This is a genomic window from Croceibacterium salegens (assembly GCF_009827435.1).
Taxonomy (GTDB): domain Bacteria; phylum Pseudomonadota; class Alphaproteobacteria; order Sphingomonadales; family Sphingomonadaceae; genus Croceibacterium_B; species Croceibacterium_B salegens.
This window is the reverse complement of the sequence record NZ_WTYM01000041.1, coordinates 81,577-99,090: the sequence shown is the minus strand read 5'-3', so window position 1 is coordinate 99,090 and position 17,514 is coordinate 81,577. Positions and strand designations below refer to the sequence as shown.

Here is a 17,514-nt window from a genome sequence, read left to right as displayed (position 1 = left end):
GACATCCCGGCGATCGCCGCGAAGGCGCAGGCCGGGTTCGCCCAGTGGTCGAAGATGGGCCCCAACGCGCGGCGCGCGGTGCTCAGCAAGGCGGCCGATGCGCTGATGGCCAAGAAGGACGAATTCGTCGCCGCGATGATGGGCGAGATCGGGGCCACGGCAGGCTGGGCGATGTTCAACCTCGCGCTCGCCGCCGGAATGGTGCGCGAGGCGGCTGCGCTGACCACGCAGATTGCCGGCGAGGTCATCCCTTCGGACCATGAAGGCACCATCGCCATGGCGCTGCGCGAGCCGGTCGGCGTGATGCTCGGCATCGCCCCGTGGAACGCCCCGATCATCCTCGGCGTGCGCGCCATCGCCGTGCCGCTCGCCTGCGGCAACGCCGTGATCCTCAAGGCCAGCGAGACCTGCCCGCGCACCCACGAGCTGATCATCGAGGCCTTCGCCGAGGCCGGCTTCCCCGAAGGCGTGGTCAACTCCGTCACCAACGCCCCCGAGGATGCCGCCGAAGTCGTCGGCGCGCTGATCGACGCGCCCGAGGTTCGGCGCATCAACTTCACCGGCTCGACCGCGGTCGGCAAGATCATCGCCAAACGGGCCGCCGAGCACCTCAAGCCGGTGCTGCTCGAACTCGGCGGCAAGGCGCCGATGGTGGTGCTCGAGGACGCCGATCTCGACGAGGCGGTCAAGGCCGCCGCGTTCGGCGCCTACATGAACCAGGGCCAGATCTGCATGTCGACCGAGCGCATCATCGTGGTCGAGAGCGTGGCCGACGCCTTCGCGGAAAAGTTCGCCGCCAAGGTGAAATCGATGCCGGTCGGCAACCCGGTGGCGGGCAACACCCCGCTCGGCGCGGTGGTCGACACTAAGACGGTCGACAAGTGCTACGCGCTGATCGACGACGCGCTGGCCAAGGGCGCGGTGCTGCTGACCGGCGGCGAGACGACCGAGAACGTGCTCATGCCCGCGCACCTCGTCGACAAGGTCACGCCCGATATGAAGCTGTTCCGCGACGAGAGCTTCGGCCCGGTCGTCGGCATCGCCCGCGCCCGCGACGAGGCGCACGCGATCGAGCTCGCCAACGACACCGAATACGGCCTCTCCGCCGCGGTCTTCACCACCGACACCGCGCGCGGCATCAAGGTCGCCCGCCAGATCCAGTCGGGCATCTGCCACGTCAACGCCAGCACGGTGTCGGACGAACCGCAGATGCCGTTCGGCGGCATGAAAGCCTCGGGCTACGGCCGCTTCGGCGGCAAGGCCGGCATCGACGCCTTCACCGAACTGCGCTGGATCACCTTCGAAACCGAGCCGGGGCACTATCCGATCTGAGGGTGGCGCCGGGTCGCAGGCCTAGGTGCGTACCATTCCGTCACGATCGTAGACTCTTTAGCGAAACGTCCGGTCGCAAACCGGACTTTCCGCTAACGACCCATTTGCTGAAGTAGGAAATTTCAACCCCGTGTTTTCCGAACCAGCGTACGAAGCATTGGGCGGCCCGAACTCGTAAATTCCCGCCCAACCGTACGGTGCTCAATCGAGTCCGCACCTCGACCCCTCGGGAATTCCCCCGATATTCCTCAGATGTCTCCCAGCTAGGCTTGGCCAAAGGGAAGAAGATGGCGACTGCGGCGCTGTCTGCTACAAGTCCCACCTGGGGCCGGATAGAAATCGGCAACATCGAAGACCTCCATGATGCGGTCCTCGGTGCGGGTCTCGACGTCGTGCAGCTTTCACGTGCGCCGATTACGGGTTCTCTGGCTTTCGCGCAGCTCGACGGCATCACCTACAGTTCGGGGTCGATCGACGGCCATGTCGGATTGTCCGGCCCGTTATCCGAAACGATGATCACGATTGGCGTGTTGCTGAGCGCAGCACCTGGCACGCGCCACTGGCTGAACGAGGTCGGCAGCTTCGCTGTCGGCGTGTTCGGGGCGGGAGACACTCACGAAGCCTTCTACCGGCCCGGAACGCTTTACGGCACCGCGACGCTGTCCGGGGAACATCTCGAAGCGATCGCGGGCGAGATGGGCCTGGTGCTGGATACCCGGCAGCTCGGCGGCACAGGCATCAGCGGCAACCGAATGGCGAGCAGGAGGGCCGAGACGCTCCGCGGCGGGTTCGCGGCGATCCATCATCAGGGAGCGCTGGGAGGCGGACGGGGCAAGGCGCTGGCGAACAAACTGCTCGAAAGCCTGATCGTCCACCTCGCTCGCGAGCCGCGCCTGCCGATCGGCATTTCGACAGCGCGCAGGCATGGCCAGATCGTGCGGCGTGCGCGCGATTTCATCGACGGCAATCTTGAAGAACCGCTGACAGTCAGTGCCATGGCGCGAGCCGCCTTCACCTCGCACCGCACACTCCAGCGCGCCTTTGTCGACGTGCTCGACGAGAGTCCCCAGTCCTACGTCCGCAAATTGCGGCTCAACCGCATCCGGCACGATCTCGCGACCGAAGCTGAAGCCCGCTGCACGATCACGCTGATTTCCAATCGCTGGGGCATGAGCGAGCTGGGCAGGATGTCGGGATGGTACAAGGAATTGTTCGGCGAATTGCCTTCACAGACTCTGGCGCGATCGCGTTCGATTACGCGGGATCCCGAGGGTTTGACGCATTTCGCATAAGAAATTGACGCAGGCCGCACAGTACCCGCGCTGTCCGGTGCGCATCATCCAACCGCCAACCGAAAGCGCGTGAAGCAGCATCGGGTCGCTCGGCGCAGTCAATACTGACAAGGAGAGCACCCATGGCCAAGCAACTGGAAAACGCAGCCCTCATAGGGGACGAGGTCGTCGAGACGCCCTATGGCCCGGTCACGATCGAGCACAACTTCACCACCGACGACAGCATCGACATGCTGTACGACATCCTGGATTTCCAACGCGCCTGCCAGGCCTACATCTGGGCCACGCCCGCGGTCTCGTTCAAGCAGTGGGGCGTGGCGCAGGCCGAAGCCTTCGATGCGCGCAATCTCGGCGATTTCGTGGTCTACACCTCGCTCAACGAGAAGCGTGGCATCCTGACCGCCAACCTCACCACGCCTTACGTGATCAACTTCTGCAGCCTGCAGGACGGGCCGGTCATCGTGCAGACGCCGAAGGCCGAAATGGCGGGCATGCTGATGGATTTGTGGCAGCGTCCGTTGGCCGACATCGGCCAGACGGGGCCCGACCAGGGCCAGGGCGGCACCTACATCGTCATCGGTCCCGACCATGACGAAGCCGACTACCAGGGCATGGCGGATTTCACGCTCAAGTCGGAAACCAACAACTTCTTCACCGGCATCCGCATCCTCAACCCCTCGCCCGAGGTGGTGGACACCATCAAGAGGGACTTCAAGGTCGGGCATGCCGGCGGAGAACTGCAGCCGATCCGCGTGATCCAGGGCGTCGACCCCGAGTGGGCAGCTACCGCTCCGCGCGGCCTCGGCTTCTGGAAGCTGCTCAGCGACCTCTACCAGGAGGAACCGACGCGCGAGCAGGACAAGGGCCTGGCTGCGATGGTCGAGCCGCTCGGCATCGCCAAGGGCAAGCCGTTCGATCCCGACGCACGCCAGCAGAGGATCCTCAAGCAGGGTGCCGCGCTGGGCGAGCTGATGCTGCGCAACATGCAGATCAACCCGCGCTTCGCCGAGCCTTATTGGCCGGGCACGAGCTGGTACAAGAGCTTCGACTTCACGGTGCCGCAGATCACCGCCGAGAAGATCGAGCTAGATGAGCGCGGCATCTGGTTCTACGAAGCCGTCACCTCGTCGCAGGGCATGGTCAATCCCGTGGTCGGTAAGGGCCAGGTCTACATGACCACCAAGCGCGACAGCGACGGCGCGTTATTGCGGGCGGACAAGAGCTACAAGCTCCACGTCCCGGCAGGCGTCCCGGTCGGGCAGTTCTGGTCGCTGACGCTGTACAGCGAGGCCACGCGCCTGCCGTACAACAACGGCGGTACGGATATCCCTTCGGCCAGCCTCGACAGCCGGATGGACCAGCTCAAGTACAACGACGACGGTAGTGTCGACCTCTACATCGGTGCGAGTGCGCCCGAGGGGTTCGAGAGCAACCATATGAAGACCGTCGGGACCGACGGGTGGTTCGTATACTTCCGCCTGTATGCGCCGCTCGAAGCCTTCTTCGACAAGAGCTTCACCATCGGAGATTTCGAAAAGATCGATTGACCCCGCTGACGTCGGCCTCCGCAGGGCAGACGAAAGGATCGGCCGCCATCTTGGATTTCCAATGGCGGCCGATTTACCAAGCATTCAGGAATCGTTGCGGAACTCCCGCCGCCCTGTGGCGCCGAGCAGGTTGGTTGCTCAAATGCCTACGCGGAAGTTCCGCTTTCCACCCATTAGCTGGCGCTGGGTGAGGGTCAGATTCCCGTCGCGATTGCACCAAGATTACACGCGGTCACCGGCGCATCCAGCGACCGCCCGGATCCCGCCGGCCAAACCATTGAAATACGTGGTGCGGGCGGTGGGACTCGAACCCACACGAGCAAGGCTCAGGGGATTTTAAGTCCCCGGCGTCTACCATTCCGCCACACCCGCCACGCGGGCAGGCCTAGCCGCTTCGGCGGCGGCTTGCCAGCGGTGCGCGCGGGTTACTTGCCGCGATAGAAGCAGGCGAGGAACACCGGGTCGGCATCGCTCAGGTTGTAGTCGGCGTTGACCATGGCGAGCTTGGGGCCCTTGGCGCTGCGGCCGACGTCGATTTCCCCCGAGCCGATTTCGGCCCCGGTGAAGGGCTGGTCGGCCTTGTAGATCACCCCGCAGGTGCTTTGCGTCGCCTTGGCGCAATCGGCCCCCTTGAACTCCTTGTCGAAGGCCTTGAGCAGCTCGGAATCGTGCGGCGTGCCGACCTTGCGCTGCATTCCCTGCAGCCGGTAGTCGAGTTCGTCGATCTTGCCGCCATCGCCGCCGTGCTTGACCAGTACATAGGCGACAGGGTGGCCGAGAATCTCCACACCGCTCGGCGTGTACATTTCGACGCCGTCGTCGGGCCAGGCGGTGACTTCGCCGAACGAGTAGATGAGCTCGTCGGACACCTTCTCCATGCAGGGCTTGTCCTGCTTGAAGGCCGTCGTTGCCTCGGGCGGTGGCGGGGCTTCGGCCGGGACGGCGCCGTCAGCCGCCGGTTCGGGCGGCGGTGGTGCGTCCTGCGCCGTTGCCGCGAGCGGCAGCAGCAGCGAAACGCTTGCAGCGACTAAATGCGAGAACCGCATGGTTTCCTCTCCCTCGGAAATTGCGCTCAGGACTCGGTATTGGTCGCAGAATACACGCAATTCGTCGCGGACGGAAAGGGGTTAGGTGTAGCGCTTGCCCGCAATTTCTGCGCCTTGCACCAAAGCGGCGAGCTTGGCCCAGACGACTTCGGCATCGACGGTGTTGCTGCCGGCGTGGACCGAGAAGCCGCAGTCGACCCCGGCCATGACCCGCTCGCGCCCGAGCAGGTCGGCGTAGCGGCCGATGCGCTGGGCTATGAGGTCGGGATGCTCGATGTACGGGCTCTGCGGCTCGATCATGCCGGGGCAGAGGATCTTGCCCTCGGGCAGCGGGTGCTCCTCGAAGAATGCGAACTCGTGCGCGTGGCGCGGGTTGGCGCCTTCGAGCAGCACGGTCTGCGGGCGGGCCGACCAGACGATGTCGGCGATCTCGGCGAGGTCCACGTCGCAGTGGTGCGGGCCGGGGTAGTTGCCCCAGCACAGGTGCATGCGCAGCTGCTCGGGCGCAATGTTGCGCAGCGCGTGGTTGAGCGCGGCGATGTTCATGCCGATCCGCTTGCGGAAATCCTCGAGGCTGAGGTGAGTGAACTGCACGTGGCGGCCCATGGCGAGGTCCGGGCAGTCGACCTGCAGCGTGATGCCCGCCGCGGCGATGGTCTCGTATTCGTGGCGCAGCCCTTCGGCGAGGGCGAAGACGTATTCCTCGTCGCTGGCGTAGTACTGGTTGGGGAAGAACAGCGCGGTCACCCCCGGGCTGGCGGCGGACATGAAGGTTTCGTGGTCCCCGGCGATGCGATTGAGCCGCTCGGCATCCTCGCGCGGGGCGTCCATGTCGATGACCTCGATCGGCGCGGTGCAGGCCGGGGCCGAGCGCTTGGCGCGGCCCCTGTTGCCGAAGACCTGGGCCTTGGCGCCGGGAAATTCCTCGAGGTCCTGGAACTCGTACTGCCCGGCCTCCCCGCCGAAGCCCGACAGGCGATGCTTGATGTAGGTGGCATAGCTCGGCTTCGACATCTCGCCGTCGCCCACGACGGTGATCCCGGCCTGCTTCTGCCGCGCCACGACGTGTTCGGCGGCGCGTTCGATAGCCTCATCAAGCGCTTCATCCGCAACCGTTTCGCCGGCCTCGCGGGCGAACATGAGGTCGAGCAGGTAGTCCGGCCGCGGCAGGCTGCCGGTGTGGGTGGTCCGGAAACTGCCCACCTTACGCCAGCTCGGCGCGGACGATCGCGGCCCCGTCGGCCATTGCCTTCATCTTGCCGAAGGCGACCTCGCGCGGGAGGTACTTGAGGCCGCAGTCGGGCGCGACGATGATCTTCTCCGCCGGCACGTGCGCCAGCCCCTTGCGGATCCGCGCGGCGACGGTCTCGGGCTCCTCGACCGCGTGGGTCGAGAGGTCGAGCACGCCGAGGATGATCGTTTTGCCGGGCAGCGTTTCGAGCACTGCAGTGTCGAGGTTCGACTGCGCGGTCTCGATCGAGATCTGCTGGACGTCGCTGGCCGAAAGCTCGGGCAGGAAGCTGTACCCTTCGGGCCGCTCGTGGATCAGGTGGGCATAGCCGAAGCAGATGTGCAGCGCGGTCGTGCCGGTCACGCCTTCGAGCGCGCGTTCGAGCGCCTGCAGGCCATAGGCCCGCGCCTTGTCGGGCCGCGCCTGCATGTAGGGTTCGTCAAGCTGGACCACGTCGGCGCCGGCGGCGAACAGGTCCTTGATCTCCTCGTTGACCGCGCCGGCATAGGCCAGCGCGAGCGCCGCCGGATCGTCATAGTAGTCGTCCTGCGCCTGCTGGCTCATGGTGAAGGGGCCGGGCACGGTAATCTTGATCGCCTTGCCGGGGCTGGTGTGCTCGCGCATGAACTGCACGTCGCGCACCTGCACGGCGTGGCGGCGGCTGATCGGCCCGACCACGCGAGGCACCGGAACCGGCTCGCCCGAACGGTCGAGCGCGGTGCCGTTGTTGTCCATGTCCACGCCGTCGAGCGCGGTGGCGAAGCGGTTCGAATAGCTCTCGCGGCGCATCTCGCCGTCGGTGATGATGTCGAGCCCGGCGCGCTCCTGTTCGGCGATGGCGTAGATCGTCGCATCGTCCCACGCTTCCTCGAGGAACTCCTCGGGGATGCGCCACAACTCCTTCATCCGCGTGCGCGGCGGGAAGCGGCCGGCGAGCTTGGCGCGGTCGATCAGCCACTCGGGCTGGGCGTACGAGCCGACCAGCGAGGTCGGCAGCAGGGGCAGCGACATCAGTTCGCGGCTTCGAGAACCGAGGGACGCACGTCGTTGTTGGGGGTGTGATCGCCCGCCAGCCAACGCTTGAGTTCGCTATGCGCATCCTTGGCCCGGATCGCGTTGATCTGATCGGCGTGCTCGGCGTCGCAGGTGAACTCGACGATCATGCCGTCGGGATCCACGACGTAGACCGAGCGGCAATAGCCGTGCTCGAGCACGTAGGTCGCCTTGAGGTCCGCGTCCTTGATGCGCTTTTCCAGCTCGTCCTGCGTCGCCTTGTCGACGTTGAGCGCGATGTGGATGAACGGCGAGGACGGGATTTCCGGGCCAAACTGGGCCTGGTCGTCGGCATGGGCGAACTGGAAGAAGGCCAGCGCGCTGCCATCCTTAAGTCCGAAGAAGCAGTGGCAATACGTCCGCTCCTTTCCGAACAGCTCTTCCTGCTCGCACCAGGTGGCGACCAGTGGGAAACCGAGAATATCCTCGTAGAAATGGCGCGTCGCCTCGAGGTCCTTCGCCACGTAGGCGGTGTGGTGCAGGCGGCTTGGAACGCTGTTGGTCATTTCGGTTCTCCCAATGCGGGCGAATCTCGCGCTCCGCAGTTTCGGACATAGTCTAGCAAACGCGCGGCGCGGCGCAATTCGTTAGCCTGCGAGGTATTCGTTTCGCCGCGGGCGGATTTTCGGACTCAGCCGAGGAATTCCGCGTTGTCCGCGCCGAGTTCGGGCGGCGCCACGACCTCGCTCTCGCGCTCGCCGTCGAAGCGCAGGGGATTGCGGATCGTGCGCCATTTGCCGCGCGGACTGTCGGTTTCGGCGACGATGCCGTGGTGCTGCCCCAGCGGCCCTTCGACCACTTCCTTCGAATTGAACACCGGCGAATGCGGCACTTCGAGCGTGGCGAGCCGCTCTTCCCAGTAAGCGCGCGGCTGCGACTTGAAGATCGGCGCGAGGAAGGCGAGCACTTTCTCGTAGTTGGCGATGCGCGCCGGGCGGCTCTCGAACTCGGGCCGCTGCAGCATGTCGGGCTGGCCGACCGCCTCGGCGAGGTTCTCCCAGAACTTGGGCGGCGACGACATGTGCAGCGCAATCCATCCGCCGTCGGCGCATTCGAAGACGTAGGACTGGCTGACGTGCGGCCGCGAATAGGGCCCCATCACCTCGCCTTCGGAGAGGTAGTGGGTGAAATCGTCGAGGTTGAAATGGCACATCGCCTCGAACATCGAGGTCTCGACGCGCCGCCCCTTGCCGGTCTTTTCGCGCTCGTAGAGCGCGGCGAGCACGCCGTAGCTGGCGTAGAAACCGGTCACTGCATCGCCGATCGCCGGGCCGACCACGCGCGGGTTCTCGGGGTTGACCAGCAGGCGCAAAAAGCCGGTGCTGGCCTGTGAAACCGTGTCGAATGCCGGGCGGTCGCGCCACGGCCCGTCGTTGCCGAAGCCGGAGATGTCGGCATAGACCAACCGCGGGTTGATGCCCTGCAGCCGTTCGGCATCGACGTTTAGCCGCTTGGCCACGCCGGGGCGGAAGTTCTGGATGAAGACGTCGGCGGTCTTCACCAGCGCGTCGAATTTCGCGAGGTCGCCCTCGTCCTTGGTGTTGACCTCGATCGACTTCTTGTTGCGGTTGTAGGTCTGGAAGTGCGGCGAATAGAGGTCGCCCTTGAAGGCGCGGAAAGGGTCGCCGGTGCCGGGCTGCTCGACCTTGATGACCTCGGCCCCCATGTCGGCCAGCAGCATCCCGCAAGCCGGACCGGTAATGAAGGTGCCCATGTCGAGCACGCGAATGCCTGCGAGGGGTTTGGCCACTGAAGTCTCCCGATCTGCTTTGGCGTTCCCCTAGCCGTTCGTGTCGAGCGAAGTCGAGACACGTTGCGCTCGCGTGTCTCGACTTCGCTCGACACGAACGGGGTTGGGTGCTTCAAGGCACGCGAAAAGGAGAGCCCATGCGCATCGGCAAACAGGACCAGCCCTACACCGCGATCTGCACCTCGGACGCGGAATCGATCACCGTGCGCGGGCACGACCTGGTGAACGGGCTAATCGGGCAGATCGACTTCACCAGCTACTTCTGGCTGCTGGTCACCGGGCAGATGCCGAACGAGGACCAGGTGTTCTTCGCAAATGCCGTTCTGGTGGCGCTGGCCGAGCATGGCCTCGTGCCGAGCGTGGTCGCCGCGCGCATGACGCTCGCCGCCGCGCCCGAGGCGGTGCAGGGCGCGGTTGCCGCCGGGCTGCTCGGCTGCGGTTCGGTGGTGCTCGGCAGCGCCGAGATCGCCGGCAAGTTCTACGCCTCCTGCGTCGAGGACCTGCGCGCCAGCGGCGATCCGATCGAGGAGGTCGCCAAGCGCAACATCCTCAAGTGGCGCGAGCACACCAAGGCCGTCCCCGGCTTCGGCCACCCGCAACACTCGGGCGGCGACCCGCGTGCGGGCAAGCTGCTAGCATTGGCCGACGAGCGCGGCGTTTCGGGCGAGTACGTTGCGATGATGCGCGCGCTCAAGGCCGCGCTGCCCGAGACGATCGGCCGCGACCTGCCGATGAACGTCAACGCCGCAATCCCTTCGATCATGCTCGATGTCGGCTTCCCGCTGGCTGCGCTGAAAGGCATCGGCCTGCTCTGCCGCACGGCGGGCCTGATCGGCCACCTGACCGAAGAGGCCGAACGGCCGATCGGCTTCATCATGAGCGGAGCGGCGGCAAAGGCGATCGAGTACGACGGCGAATAGCCCGCAAACGCCGATGCGGCCCCCGGCAAAGACAGTGCCGGAGGCCGCTCGCGCGGGGGGCATTGCGCGCGGTGGGTTAGCGAACGCGTTCGACCTTGACGGGGACAGGGCGGCACACGGTGGTGCAGACCGGCGAGTGCGCCGGGGTGAAGGCGAGCAGCTCGTCGAGATCCTCGTCGCTGCAATCGGCCTCGATATGCATCTTGATGCGGATCTCGCGGTAACCGGGCGAGACGGAATCATCGAGGCCGAGCAGGCCCTGAACGTCGATCTCGCCTTCGAGCTCGGTCGAGAGCTCGAAGATCGTAATCCCGCGCGCCGCGGCATGCAGCACGGTGGTGGTGGTGACGCATCCGGCCAGCGCGTGGAGCAGGAACTCGACAGGGTTGGCTCCTTCGTTGTTGCCCAGCAGCACAGGCGGTTCGCCGTTGGTAAAGGTGAAATCGGTCGCGCGGCTGTCGTCTTCGCGGCCGGCGCCGTAGAAATCGCGGATGGTCGAGATGTTCACGCCGCCGTCGATCCACTTGTTGCGGGCGCGGAACTGGAACTGCGCCAGCTCCGGGTTGGCCTTGAGCGCAGCGATCGTTGCCGTCGCCGCCTGCATGTCGAGGCCGTTCACCGTCGGGGCGGCGCGCATCGTCTTGTCGTGCATGGTCATGGTCTGGTTTCCTTTCTGGATCCGGCTCCGCTCAGGCGAGCGCGCCGGTGATGACGAACAGCTCGAGTGTCGAGCCGAGCGTCAGGGTGCTGCAAAGCAGCGCTAGGCCGAACGCGGTCAGCGCGTCGCGGCGGGTCAGGGTGGTCTTGCAGGTCATCGTTTCAGTCCTTGTCGAAGTGGCGGGCCTTTTCCGCCGATGACCCCGGACTAGGCCCCGATTTGCCGCTTGCTCAGGTCGATTTTGGACGATAACAGTCCATTTGTGCCACAAAATGCAGGAGCAGCTATGGAAAATGCGTCCACCAGGCCGCTCGTCGCCGGGCTTGTCGCGTTGCCCGAAACCGCCGGATCGGCGCTCTACGGGATGGTCGACGTGCTGGGCTCGGCCGGGAGTCTTTGGAACGAGCTGGTCGGCGAGGAGGCCGGCCGCCAACTGATCGAACCTCACGTGGTTTCGCCCACGACCGAGCCGTTCCGATGCGGCAACGGCATTCCCGTCAGCCCCGACCTTTCGGTTGCCGACGATCCGCACTGCGATATCGTCATCGTTCCGGAGATCTGGCTCGCGCCGAGCGATGCGTTGGATGGCCGGCACGACGACGTCAAACGCTGGGTGCGGTCGCGCTACGAGGCGGGCGCGGCAGTCTACTCGGCGTGTTCAGGCGCCATCCTGCTGGCTTCGACCGGCCTGCTCGACGGGCGCGAGGCAACTTCGCACTGGGGCTATATCGACCTGTTCCGCGAGCGGTTCCCGGCGGTGCGGTTTCGCCCCGAACCCAACCTGGTGATTGCTGACGGCGAAGGGCGACTGGTCACTGCGGGAGGGACCACCTCGTGGCACGACCTCGCCCTCCACATTGTCGCACGCCACTGCGGTCCCGGTGAGGCGATGCGGATCGCCAAGGTGTACCTGCTCAAGTGGCACGGCGAGGGCCAGCTCCCGTTCGCCGCGCTCGTCCGCCGCCAGCCGCATGCCGATGCCGCCATTCGCCGGGTCGAGGAATGGCTGACGAATCACTTCGCACAATCGGCAGCGGTCGGAGGTGCGGTCGAGGCCTCGGGGCTGGCCGAACGTACGCTGAAGCGGCGCTTCAAGGCGGCGACGGGCGTAGCGCTGATCGACTACGTCCAGAACCTGCGGATAGAGGAGGCGAAGCGCCTGCTGGAGGAGGATGCGGCGGCAGTCGACGAGATCGCCGCCGAGGTCGGATACGACAACGCCGCCTTCTTCCGCCGCCTCTTCAAACGCCTGACCGGGCTCAACCCGGGCGAATATCGCCGCATGTTCCGGCCGATCGCCAGCGCCTGAAATGACGCTAGCGTGCTCGCTCCAAATACAGTCATTGCCGAGACGAGGTGGATTTGCGCTCAGTCAATGACGTAAGTAGTCTCGGTGTCCCAAGAGGCCCTCATGATCTGAAAAAGTTTCGAGGTGGGGAATACGACCATGAAAACGTCGAGATTCGGATACCTGCCCGCTTGGGCAGCACCGAGCGGCCTCCTCCTCGCCCTCGCCGCCTGCTCCACGGTCGGCGAGCCCCCCGAGGCGAGTGCCTCGATGGGGCTGATCATTGCGCGCGACAAGTGCGGCGGATGCCACCAGACCGGCGGGGGAGGTGAGTCCACCAACGAGCGGGCGCCGACCTTTGCCGAGATCGTCGACCGGCCCGGCATGACGCCCGAAGCTTTGGGCGCCTTCCTCAGGGACAGCCACAATTACCCGATCGAGATGGGCTTCCGGCTCGAACCGCACGAGGTCGATTCGCTGGTCGCCTACATGATCCGCTGGCGCTCGGAACATTCCCCGCTGCCCAATTCCTGAGCGTCCTTCCAGGAGTGGTTCGGAGGCCGTCCTCTTTCCGCGCCGCATAGGGGTTAGTTCCGATGGAACCCCGCCCTCTCCGCACTAGGCTCATGCGGCTGGCTACCGCCAAGGGCGTTGCCGTGATCGGAGAACCTCGTGAAAAGCTACCTTGCCAGCCGTTTGCCAAGGCTCTCGGCGATTATGGCGGTCGGCCTGGCGCTCGCGCCTTGCGCGGTCCTTGCCCAGTCCGACGACGCCGGCGGCGAAGCGCAACCGGCAGCCGAAAACAACGGCACCGACCCCACCAAGCCCGTTTCACTGGCGCAGGTCTATTGGGAGCATTTCGACCTGCGTGGCGATCTGAACCAGGACACGTTGATGCTCCGCTACGAGCAGCCGCTGGGCGATCGTTCGGCGCTCCGCGCCTCCGTTCCTTTCGTCAGCAACAACGGGGCGGGACGCGACGGCATGGTGCTGGGCGATGTCGCCGTGCGCTTCCTCCACATCCCGGTGGTGACGAAGACCCACGGTATCGTCCTGCAGGGCGAAGTCGCCTTCGATACCGCCTCGCGGGCCGAGGCAGGTACCGGCCAGACCGTGCTCAACGGCACTTTCATCTACGCCATGTTCCTCAAGAACGGGTCGATATTCGCGCCTGCCTGGAAGCAGAGTCACGGCGTGGGAGTGGATGCCGGACGTTCGCGGGTGAGCGCCACGACACTCGATTTCTACTACGTCCCCAAGCTCAAGGACAAAGCGAACTTCGTCACCGTCGATCCCTATTTCGTCTACAACTGGAAAGGCGACACGGCCTACGCCGGCCTTGCGGTGACGGGCGGGCGGACGGTCGGCAAGGTGTTCGGCGGGGCACTGCAGATCTACGTCAAACCCTCGCTCGTCTTCGGCAAGAACCGGCCGGGGAACTGGGCGATCGAAACGGGCGTGAAGCTGCTCAATTTCTGATCGCGGCCTTGTCACACGCCATCCTAACGGCCGTGACGATTGAGTCCTTGCCAAGCTAACGACCCCCGCGCAAACTGCGTGCGGGAGAGATTCATGGACGCTGCGGAATTCGATTTTGTCGTCGTCGGGGCCGGCTCGTCGGGGGCCTGCGTGGCGGCGCGGCTGGGCGAGAATCCCGGCACCACGACCTGCGTGATCGAGGCCGGCGGGCCGGACAGCCACCCGTTCATCCACATCCCGAGCTTCGTAGCCGCGGCGATCGGCCGCAAGGAGACCAACTGGCGGTTCGCCACCGTTCCGCAGCCGGGCATGGCCGGGCGCAGCATCCCGGTGCCGCGCGGGCGCGTGGTCGGCGGTTCGGGCTCGATCAACGGCATGGTCTATTTCCGCGGTCACCCGACCGATTACGACGACTGGGCCGACGCAGGTTGCAGAGGCTGGTCCTATGCCGAGGTGCTGCCCTACTTCACCCGCACCGAGAACAACGAGGAATTCCCCGCCAGCGTGTTCCACGGTCGCGGCGGACCGGTGAACGTCAAGATCGTCGCCAACCCCAACCGCCTGAACTACGCCTTCATGGACGCGCTGGGCGAGCTGCAATTTCCCGCGTGCGAAGACTTCAACGGCGCCAACTCCGAAGGCTACGGGCGCCGTCAGGGCCTGCTGCGCGACGGGCAGCGCGAAAGCACCGCCAAGGCCATGCTCTGGCCGATGGTCCGGGCGGGTAAGGTCCACCTGCAGACCGGCGCGATGGTCGCGCGGGTGCTGGTCGAAAACGGCCGGGCGGTCGGTGTCGAGCTCGCCGACGGACGCGTGATCCGGGCGAGGCGCGAGGTGATCCTGTCGGGCGGCGCGGTGCAGACGCCGCAGCTGCTCATGCTCTCCGGCATCGGTCCGGCGGCGCACCTCAGGGAGATGGGCATCGAGGTCGTGAAGGACGTGCCCGGCGTGGGCGCCAACTATCACGACCACCCGGCCAGCCCGATCCACATGGAGACGCAGGATCCGACCAGCTACGGCATCTCGTGGCGGGTCATGCCGCGCGACATCTGGCACTTCCTGCAATACCTCGCCACGCGCACCGGGCCGCTCGCCGGCAACGTGTTCGAATCTGTCGCCTTCCTGCGCACCGCGCCCGGGCTCGACAAGCCCGACGTGCAGTTTGTGTTCCAGCCGGCAAGGCGGCTGACCAACCTCAAGATTCCGTTCCCGCTCGGCCACGGCTATGCCATCAGTCCGGTCTGCCTCTATCCCAAGAGCCGCGGCACGGTGCGGCTCGGCTCGCCCGATCCCGCCGCCGCGCCGGTGATCGACCCGCACCTGCTCGAACATCCCGACGACATCCTGCCCCTGATCCGCGCGCTGAAAATCGCGCGCCGCGCCTTCGCCACCGAACCGTTCGCGCAGTACGAAGGCGTCGAGGTTGCGCCCGGGCCGGACTGCCAGAGCGACGAGCAGTGGGACGCCTATATCCGCGAGACCGGCTATACCGTGCATCACCCGGTCGGCACCTGCCGCATGGGCTCTGACGCGGGCGCGGTGGTCGATATCGAGCTACGTTTCAACGGGATCGAGGGACTGCGCGTGGCCGACGCCTCGGTCATGCCCTCGATCATCGGCGGAAACACCAACGCGCCCTGCGTGATGATCGGCGAACGCTGCGCCGACTTCGTGCTCGGCAAGCCCGCGCTGCCCGCCGCCGAACTGCCGCCGGAGAGCGTGGCGCGCTACAAACCCAAGTCGAAGAGGAAGGCTGCCTGATGGCCCGAGAACACATGAAAAGCTGGCAGATCGGCGACGTCACCGTGACGCGCATCGTCGAGCTGTGGGACTTCCAGGACGACATCCGCATGACCATGCCCGAGGCGACCGAGGAGGAAGTCCTCGCGCTCGAATGGCTGCATCCGCACTACGCCACGCCCGACGGGCGGCAGCGGATGAACTTCCAGGGTTTCGTGGTGCAGGCGCCGGGGCGTGTAATTGTCGTCGACTCGTGCATCGGCGCCGGCCGGCAGCGCGATTTCGACGTGTTCTGCGACCTGCCCGAAGGGTTTCTCGAGGACCTCGAAAGCCTCGGCGTGACGCGGCATGACGTCGACACGGTTATGTGCACCCACCTGCACTTCGACCACGTCGGCTGGAACACCTACAAGGACCCGGAAACCGGCGAATACAAGCCGACCTTCCCCAACGCCCGCTACCTGTTCGGGCGCAAGGAATACGAGGCCTGGCAGGAGACGATCCGCCACGACGGGCATCACACCGACACCCACCTCGTCGAGTGCGTCGACCCGATCGTCGCCGCCGGGATGGCCGACTTTATCGAAGCAAATCATGTAATTGCCGACGGCATCTACTGCGAGCCGAGCCACGGCCACACACCCGGCCACGTACACGTCCGCATCAGCTCTATGGGCAAAGATGCTATAATTACCGGCGACCTGATGCACCACCCGATGCAGTGCGCCATGCCGCACCGCGCGGCGACCTTCGACATGGACAAGGAAGCCGGCCGCCAGACCCGCATGGGCTTCGTCGAGAAATACCGCGACAGCGGCGTGATAGTGATCGGCGCGCACTTCTTCGAACCGACCGCCGGCCACCTCGAAACCGGCGCCGACGGTGAAACCTGGTTCCACGGGCTGGGGCTATGAGTCGCGAGGTCCCTGCCTACGATCTCGACATCTTCACCCCCGAAGCGGTGCGCAATGCCCGCGAGGTCGACGATGCGCTGCGCGAATTCGCCCCGGCGGTGCGGCTACACGACGGGACGGTGATGATTGCCAGGCACGAACACGTCACCAAGGGCCTGCTCGACTGGAAGACCTTTTCATCTGCCAGCCGCCCCTGGCACGATCCGACCAGCCCGCGCCCCGAGATCCTCCTCACCGACGATCCGCCGCGCCATACCCAGACCCGCAAGGTCATCGCCGATGCGCTCAGCCCGCGTGCGCTAGAGCGCGTGAAGGGCATCTTCGAGGAGCGCGCCAAGGCGCTGCTCGGGCGGCTGCGCGAGCGCGGCACCGTCGATGCCGTCGGCGACGTGACGCAGGCCTATGTCTTCCAGGTCCTGCCCGACATTCTCGGCCTGCCCGAGGAAGGGCGCGAGCACATGCATGGCTTTTCCGAGATGGTCTGGGCGACGATGGGGCCGCCGGGCGAGCTGTTCGACCAGGCCATGCAGCACGACTATTCGGCGGTCATCACCTGGCTCGAAACGCAATGCGAGCGCTCGGCGCTCGACCCCGCCGGCATCGGCGAGACGATCTATGCCGCTTCCGACACCGGACAGGTCACGCCCGACGAGGCCAAGCTGCTGCTGCAGACCGTGCTCAGCGCCGGGGCCGACACGACCTTCATTACCATGGCCAACGCCCTGCGCGCCTGGGCCATGTTCCCGGGCGAGTACGAGAAGCTGCGCGCCGATCCGAAAAAGGTGCGCGCGGCGTTCGACGAATCGCTGCGCTGGGACAGCCCGAGTCGAATGGCGGGGCGCATCGCCACCACCGATGTCGAAATCGACGACATTCTGGTGCCCGCGGGCACTCGTTGCGGGCTGATGTTCGCCGCCGCCAATCGCGATCCGCGCTACTGGGACGCGCCCGACGAGTACCGGCTAGACCGCGACAACAAGCACTCGCTCGGCTGGGGCTACGGCGTGCACGGCTGCGTCGGCAGGGTGCTGGCGCAGATGGAAGCGAGCGCGCTGCTCGGCGAAATCGTTGGGCAGGTGGAGTCGATCGAGCTTGCCGGACCCTACGAGCCGTGGATGACGACCGTCGGGCACGGGCCGATCCGGCAACCCGTCAAGCTCAAGTTTGCTTGAGTTAACCATGGCAAAAGGCGCGGAAATGCAGGGTTCCGAGGCTTCAGGAGCGGCGAAGTTAACGATTGCAGCGCAGCCCTACCCATCGTCAT

At 65.8% G+C, this 17,514-nt stretch carries 17 protein-coding genes and 1 tRNA gene; 10 read left to right on the top strand and 8 right to left on the bottom strand.

All coding sequences use genetic code 11. The features are described from left to right. The 3 genes from GRI89_RS10335 to GRI89_RS10325 form a co-directional block, all read left to right on the top strand. A partial coding sequence (locus tag GRI89_RS10335; RefSeq protein WP_159794834.1) for an aldehyde dehydrogenase occupies positions 1-1,332 on the top strand: 1,332 nt, incomplete at its 5' end. A 269-nt stretch (positions 1,333-1,601) separates the two neighbouring features. Then, positions 1,602-2,624 carry a helix-turn-helix domain-containing protein gene (locus GRI89_RS10330; protein ID WP_235913170.1) on the top strand — a complete coding sequence of 341 codons (1,023 nt, stop codon included), beginning with the start codon at positions 1,602-1,604 and terminating at the stop codon, positions 2,622-2,624. 122 nt (positions 2,625-2,746) lie between these two features. Next, on the top strand, positions 2,747-4,171 hold the full coding sequence (locus tag GRI89_RS10325) for a DUF1254 domain-containing protein (protein ID WP_159794830.1): 1,425 nt from the start codon (positions 2,747-2,749) through the stop codon (positions 4,169-4,171). Between the two features lie 287 nt (positions 4,172-4,458). Here the strand turns inward: GRI89_RS10325 and GRI89_RS10320 are convergent. From GRI89_RS10320 to GRI89_RS10295, 6 genes are all read right to left on the bottom strand, one after another. Beyond that, positions 4,459-4,543 (bottom strand) — tRNA-Leu (locus GRI89_RS10320). 53 nt (positions 4,544-4,596) lie between these two features. Then, positions 4,597-5,217, bottom strand: coding sequence for a hypothetical protein (locus GRI89_RS10315; protein ID WP_159794828.1), 621 nt, complete (start codon positions 5,215-5,217; stop codon positions 4,597-4,599). An 81-nt stretch (positions 5,218-5,298) separates the two neighbouring features. Then, the gene (locus tag GRI89_RS10310) at positions 5,299-6,420 is read right to left on the bottom strand and encodes a cobalamin-independent methionine synthase II family protein (protein ID WP_328598205.1); all 1,122 of its coding nucleotides are present in this window, start codon (positions 6,418-6,420) and stop codon (positions 5,299-5,301) included. Position 6,421: 1 nt separating this feature from the next. Then, entirely contained in the window at positions 6,422-7,459 is a 1,038-nt protein-coding gene (locus GRI89_RS10305; RefSeq protein ID WP_159794826.1) for a 5-methyltetrahydropteroyltriglutamate--homocysteine methyltransferase, read from the bottom strand. Beyond that, positions 7,459-8,007, bottom strand: a complete 549-nt coding sequence (locus GRI89_RS10300; protein WP_159794824.1) for a VOC family protein — start codon at positions 8,005-8,007, stop codon at positions 7,459-7,461. The genes GRI89_RS10305 and GRI89_RS10300 overlap by 1 nt, the downstream gene beginning before the upstream one ends. Positions 8,008-8,132: 125 nt before the next feature. Then, positions 8,133-9,251, bottom strand: a complete 1,119-nt coding sequence (locus tag GRI89_RS10295; protein WP_328598204.1) for a CaiB/BaiF CoA transferase family protein — start codon at positions 9,249-9,251, stop codon at positions 8,133-8,135. Positions 9,252-9,388: 137 nt separating this feature from the next. On the opposite strand from GRI89_RS10295, the gene GRI89_RS10290 reads away from it, so the two are divergent. Then, positions 9,389-10,171, top strand: a complete 783-nt coding sequence (locus GRI89_RS10290) for a citryl-CoA lyase (RefSeq protein ID WP_159794822.1) — start codon at positions 9,389-9,391, stop codon at positions 10,169-10,171. 76 nt (positions 10,172-10,247) lie between these two features. Here GRI89_RS10290 and GRI89_RS10285 read toward each other — a convergent pair whose 3' ends face one another. Together GRI89_RS10285 and GRI89_RS18170 are read right to left on the bottom strand one after the other, a co-directional pair. Continuing rightward, positions 10,248-10,829 carry an OsmC family protein gene (locus tag GRI89_RS10285; RefSeq protein ID WP_201290908.1) on the bottom strand — a complete coding sequence of 194 codons (582 nt, stop codon included), beginning with the start codon at positions 10,827-10,829 and terminating at the stop codon, positions 10,248-10,250. A 31-nt stretch (positions 10,830-10,860) separates the two neighbouring features. After that, complete coding sequence (locus GRI89_RS18170) at positions 10,861-10,986, bottom strand: hypothetical protein (RefSeq protein ID WP_268891752.1); 126 nt, start codon at positions 10,984-10,986, stop codon at positions 10,861-10,863. A 129-nt stretch (positions 10,987-11,115) separates the two neighbouring features. Between GRI89_RS18170 and GRI89_RS10280 the strand changes: the two genes are divergently transcribed. The 6 genes from GRI89_RS10280 to GRI89_RS10255 all read left to right on the top strand — a co-directional run bounded on the left by GRI89_RS10280 (position 11,116) and on the right by GRI89_RS10255 (position 17,422). Next, a complete protein-coding gene (locus GRI89_RS10280) occupies positions 11,116-12,138 on the top strand; it encodes a GlxA family transcriptional regulator (RefSeq protein ID WP_159794820.1) in 1,023 nt (340 codons plus the stop codon). 138 nt (positions 12,139-12,276) lie between these two features. Next, positions 12,277-12,651 carry a hypothetical protein gene (locus tag GRI89_RS10275; RefSeq protein ID WP_159794818.1) on the top strand — a complete coding sequence of 125 codons (375 nt, stop codon included), beginning with the start codon at positions 12,277-12,279 and terminating at the stop codon, positions 12,649-12,651. Between the two features lie 138 nt (positions 12,652-12,789). Next, entirely contained in the window at positions 12,790-13,596 is an 807-nt protein-coding gene (locus GRI89_RS10270) for a hypothetical protein (protein ID WP_159794816.1), read from the top strand. Positions 13,597-13,689: 93 nt separating this feature from the next. Beyond that, entirely contained in the window at positions 13,690-15,357 is a 1,668-nt protein-coding gene (locus GRI89_RS10265; protein ID WP_159794814.1) for a GMC family oxidoreductase, read from the top strand. After that, the gene (locus GRI89_RS10260; protein ID WP_159794812.1) at positions 15,357-16,250 is read left to right on the top strand and encodes an MBL fold metallo-hydrolase; all 894 of its coding nucleotides are present in this window, start codon (positions 15,357-15,359) and stop codon (positions 16,248-16,250) included. Before GRI89_RS10265 ends, GRI89_RS10260 begins: the two co-directional genes overlap by 1 nt. After that, positions 16,247-17,422 carry a cytochrome P450 gene (locus GRI89_RS10255; protein ID WP_159794810.1) on the top strand — a complete coding sequence of 392 codons (1,176 nt, stop codon included), beginning with the start codon at positions 16,247-16,249 and terminating at the stop codon, positions 17,420-17,422. Before GRI89_RS10260 ends, GRI89_RS10255 begins: the two co-directional genes overlap by 4 nt. Positions 17,423-17,514 lie beyond the last annotated feature (92 nt).

Excerpts from the sequence above, each read along its gene's own strand:
- GRI89_RS10265 (WP_159794814.1), top strand. The coding sequence starts at position 13,690 with ATGGACGCTGCGGAATTCGATTTTGTCGTCGTCGGGGCCGGCTCGTCG.
- GRI89_RS18170 (WP_268891752.1), bottom strand. The coding sequence starts at position 10,986 with ATGACCTGCAAGACCACCCTGACCCGCCGCGACGCGCTGACCGCGTTC.
- GRI89_RS10275 (WP_159794818.1), top strand. The coding sequence starts at position 12,277 with ATGAAAACGTCGAGATTCGGATACCTGCCCGCTTGGGCAGCACCGAGC.
- GRI89_RS10325 (WP_159794830.1), top strand. The coding sequence starts at position 2,747 with ATGGCCAAGCAACTGGAAAACGCAGCCCTCATAGGGGACGAGGTCGTC.
- GRI89_RS10315 (WP_159794828.1), bottom strand. The coding sequence starts at position 5,217 with ATGCGGTTCTCGCATTTAGTCGCTGCAAGCGTTTCGCTGCTGCTGCCG.
- GRI89_RS10290 (WP_159794822.1), top strand. The coding sequence starts at position 9,389 with ATGCGCATCGGCAAACAGGACCAGCCCTACACCGCGATCTGCACCTCG.
- GRI89_RS10305 (WP_159794826.1), bottom strand. The coding sequence starts at position 7,459 with ATGTCGCTGCCCCTGCTGCCGACCTCGCTGGTCGGCTCGTACGCCCAG.
- GRI89_RS10280 (WP_159794820.1), top strand. The coding sequence starts at position 11,116 with ATGGAAAATGCGTCCACCAGGCCGCTCGTCGCCGGGCTTGTCGCGTTG.
- GRI89_RS10260 (WP_159794812.1), top strand. The coding sequence starts at position 15,357 with ATGGCCCGAGAACACATGAAAAGCTGGCAGATCGGCGACGTCACCGTG.
- GRI89_RS10300 (WP_159794824.1), bottom strand. The coding sequence starts at position 8,007 with ATGACCAACAGCGTTCCAAGCCGCCTGCACCACACCGCCTACGTGGCG.
- GRI89_RS10285 (WP_201290908.1), bottom strand. The coding sequence starts at position 10,829 with ATGACCATGCACGACAAGACGATGCGCGCCGCCCCGACGGTGAACGGC.
- GRI89_RS10255 (WP_159794810.1), top strand. The coding sequence starts at position 16,247 with ATGAGTCGCGAGGTCCCTGCCTACGATCTCGACATCTTCACCCCCGAA.